The sequence below is a fragment of the Actinotalea sp. genome (genome assembly GCF_035443605.1).
Classification (GTDB): domain Bacteria; phylum Actinomycetota; class Actinomycetes; order Actinomycetales; family Cellulomonadaceae; genus Actinotalea.
The window spans coordinates 1-4,140 of the sequence record NZ_DAORSQ010000156.1 but is presented as its reverse complement, the minus strand read 5'-3'; the positions used below and the strand labels follow the sequence as shown (position 1 = coordinate 4,140).

Sequence of the window (4,140 nt, the reverse complement as noted above, 5' to 3'; positions counted from 1 at the left end):
GGTCGCCGTACCGCGCCTGCAGCAGGCCGACCCGCTCGTCCGCCCCCGTCCAGAACATGAGGTCGCCGCTGCGGAAGCCCGAGATGAGCGTGACGTGGTTCCCGGCCCGCAGGTGCTCGCGCAGGATCGGGTAGACGGGCGGCAGGCCGAGGCCGCCGGCGGTGAAGACGACCGTCGAGCCCGCCGGGTAGCGGTGCACCTCGCTGGGACGCCCGAGCGGCCCGGCGATCCCCGTGAAGGCGTCGCCCACGGCCATCTGGTTGATCTCGATGCTGCTCGTGCCCATGCCCTGCACGACGAGGCAGATGGTGCCGGCCTGCGCGTCCCAGTCCGCCAGGGTCAGCGGGATGAGCTCGCCGTCCGGCCGCGGCAGCACCCGGACGAACTGCCCCGCCTGGGCCGCCGCGGCGACCAGCGGCGAGTACACGGTGAACTCGTGGATGCCGTCGCTCAGCTCCGCCGTCGAGACGATGCGCTGGGCGGTGGCGCCGAGCTCGGTGTAGGTCAGCGCGCTCGCGACCATCGCCGCGATCGCCTCGGGTGGCACGTCGATGCTGCCGACGATCTCGCGCGCGGCCGCCTGACCGTCCCCGGCCGCCCGGATGGCCGTCGAGCCCCCACGGGCGGCGTCGCCACCCGTGTAGACGCCGGGCAGCGTGGTGACCTGCGAGCCCTCGTGATCGAGCGAGATGGTGCCCCACTTCGACGTGGCCAGACGCGGCTCGGAGTCCTTGATGATCGGGTTGGCGGCGTTGCCCAGCGCCATGATGACCAGGTCGGCGTGCATCGTCTCGGTGCGGCCGGTGGGGACCGGGGCGCGCCGACCGGACGCGTCCGGCTCGCCGAGCTCCATGACCTCGAGGGTCGCCCCGGTGACGAAGCTGGTCGTGTCGTCGCCGAGGAACTGCGACGGCGCGACCAGCACCTTGAGCGCGATGCCCTCCTCGAGCGCGTGCTCGAGCTCCTCGACGCGCGCCGGCATCTCGCTGCGCGTGCGCCGGTAGACGATCGTCACGTTGCCGCCCAGCCGGCGCGCGGTGCGGGCGGCGTCCATGGCCGTGTTACCGCCGCCGATGACGAGCACGTCCTTGCCGGCGGTCGCGGGCAACGGGGTCTCGTAGTCGGCCCGCTGGCCCTGCATGAGGTTGACGCGGGTGAGGAACTCGTTGGCCGACATGACGTTGAGCAGGTGCTCCCCCGGCACGTTCATGAACCGCGGCAGGCCGGCGCCGGTGCCGACGAAGATGCGCCAGAAGCCCGCGTCCCGCAGGTCCTGCAGGGTGGCCGTCTTGCCGACGACGAAGTTGGGCACGAACTTGCCGCCGAGCAGCGTGATCTTGGCGACGACGTCGTCGATGAGCTCGTTGGGCAGCCGGAACTCGGGGATGCCGTAGCGGAGCACGCCGCCCAGCGCGTGGAACGCCTCGAAGATCGTCACGGGGAAGCCCTCGACGGCGAGCAGGTAGGCGTTGATGAGCCCGGAGGGCCCGGAGCCGACGATCGCGACCGGCGGCCTGGTCGCCACCTGCCACGGGTCGGGCACGCCGCCGAAGCGCTCGACGATGCTGCCCGGGTTGACGAGCTTCTCGCGCTCGGGCAGGTACCACTCGAGCTGGCCGATCTGGATCGGCAGCTTGCTCTGCAGGCAGACGCCCTGGCACTGGAGCTCCTGCGGGCAGACCCGTCCCGTGACGTCCGGCAACGGGTTGGAGCCCTCGATGAGCTCCAACGCCTCACGGAACCGCCCCATGCCGACGAGCTCGAGCATCTGCGGGATGTGGATCTTGACCGGGCAGCCCCCGGTCGGCTCGTTCTTGCCGACGACGTGGATGCCGATCTCGCACGGCTTCTCGGCGCACTGCTTGTCGCGCAGGGCCTCGAGCCAGACGAAGAGGTCCACCTCGACCGGGGTGTACCCGAGCGTGAGGTAGCCCAGGTAGCCCTGGTTCACCAGCCCGAAGTCGACCGACCGATCCTGCGCCCCACGCACGTACGGCGGGATGGAGCTGCCCGCCGGCCAGTCGGTGCTCAGGCCGTCGAACATCGGGTACCGGTCCGACAGGTGCCGGTCGATGGCCCGGACGAACGCTCGCTTGCGGCCCAGGGGCAGCGACCACACGAGCTTCATGAGCAGCCGGCTCGTGTCGTCGCCGCGCAGCATCATCGACCACATGGTCCTGGTGAAGTCCGCACCCAGGTCCGGCTGGTTGAACTCCCAGGCGACGGCCGCCACGCCGTCGGCGATGAACAGGTCCCGGAACGCCGCAGGCTCGCTGAGCAGCCGTCGGCGCAGCAGGTCGAGCTGGTGGTGGAACGCGGTGACCTCCGGCGACTGCTCGAGGTCCTCGACCTCCGTGCGCGTGGCCTCGAGCTCGCTCGCGGCGTCGAGGTACCGGTGCAGGTCGGCCCCGCCGGCCGCCTGGCCGGCCTGCGCCCCGGGCGCCGCACCGGGTCGCGGCGCCGTCGTCGTCATCGGATGATCTCCGCGTCGCACGTGGCCTTGACGCGCTCGATCCTCGCCAGGACGTCCGGGGTGAGCTCGAGCGTGGCCAGCGCGCCGGGGATCATCCGGGCCACCACCGTGGCCTTGCCGTCCAGGACGACGGTCGTCTTCTCGAAGATCTGCGGCAGCTCCTGGTAGCAGGTCCCGCAGTCGGTGCACAACGCCTGGTCCGCGGGGTCCAGGTGCACGGGCGCGTCGTCGACGGCGACCGGCGTGGCTGCCGTGGCGGTGGTGGCCGCGGGTGTCGCGCCGCCGCCCGGCGCATGCGTCGGGATCCACCCGCCGAGACCGGCCGGTGCCCTGCTCGCGGCCGCGAGCTCCGTCATCGCCCGGACCACGTCGTCGAGCGTGCTCTCCTTGGCCGCGACCGCGGCGTCGTACCGCGCCTGGAGCTCCGCGAGGTCCTCGCGGTGCAGCGCGGTGAGCTGCGCCTCGTGGCCGCCGGAGAGGTACTGCAGGATCTGCCAGTACCGGCGCCGGTCCTCGACGAGCGCGACGATCGACATCGAGCACGCCACCTTGATGAGGTGCCGGTCGTCGTCCGTGGCGTACACGAACGGGACGTGGCCCGCGCGCGCGGCGACGGGCAGCTCGACGTACGCGTCGATCGGCAGGGCGGCGGCATCGTCCGCCGCGGGGAGACGCTTGAACTGCTTCTTGAACCGCACCTCGCCGAGTGCGAACTCGGCGGGCGTCAGCGGCGTCGTGAGCAGCTGGACGTTGCCGTCGGCGTCGAGGTGCTCCACCGTGCTCGTGGTCCACGTCTTGTCCGCGTCCGGGTTGCCCTCGAGCGAGAACCAGTCGTGCAGCGTCGCGCCGCGGCGCGGGTCGTGCACGAACAGCGGGCTCATCCGGCTCTCCACCGCGAGGCGGGCCCTGGCGTTCGAGGCCGCCTCCGGGATGCCGTTCTCGGACCCGCAGGGCGTGTAGACGTCCATCACGGCCGGGGCGCCCGTGTAGGCGAGGAACTCGGCCGAGCAGCGCAGGAAGTGGCCGGGCAGCGCCGTGCACGTCGAGGCGACGAACACATGGGGGTGGAACGACGCGAGCAGGCCGAGCTCCTTGCGGGACTCGTGCTTGCCGTCGTGCGCCCCGCCGAACCGCGCCAGGTCGGAGTCCTGACCGGTGAAGCTCGCCGTCGAGGCCTGGCCCCCCGTGTTGGAGTACGCCCCGGAGTTGAGCACCATGACCTTGATCGGGGTGTCGCTGGCGAGCACGCGGGACATCGCGCCGAAGCCGATGTCGTAGCTCGCGCCGTCGCCGCCGATGGTCAGCACCGTCGGCAGCAGGCCCAGCTCGTCCGGTGTGAGGCGGTCCCACGTCAGGCGCTGCAGGGCGCGGTCGTGCGTGGCCGGGTCGTACGCGTCCGCGAGCTCGAGGGCCGCCGTCCGCTGGGCGCGCATGTCGTTGACCAGCTGGGCGGAGATGCCCTCGAAGATGCCCTTGGCCAGCGGCTGGGCGTCCTGGAACAGGCTGTTGACCCACGGGTCGAGGTAGGAGTTGAACGGCATCGTCGAGGAGTAGACGCTGCTGCAGCCCGTGGAGTTGGCGATGACGGTGGACGCCGGTCCGTTGCCCGTGGGACCGCCCTCGTACAGGTACAGCCGGGTCTCCAGCGTCGCGAGCACCGCGTCGAT

1 protein-coding gene and 1 pseudogene are annotated in these 4,140 nt (G+C 71.8%); both read right to left on the bottom strand.

Features of this window, described 5'->3' with window-relative positions; translation table 11 throughout:
- Nucleotides 1–2,473 (bottom strand): FAD-dependent oxidoreductase (locus PKY62_RS12365; protein ID WP_324537399.1); only part of this gene is annotated, 2,473 nt, incomplete at its 3' end.
- A pseudogene (locus tag PKY62_RS12360) lies at nt 2,470–4,140 on the bottom strand (2-oxoacid:acceptor oxidoreductase family protein); the annotation flags it as partial. The gene PKY62_RS12365 and the pseudogene PKY62_RS12360, both read right to left, overlap by 4 nt.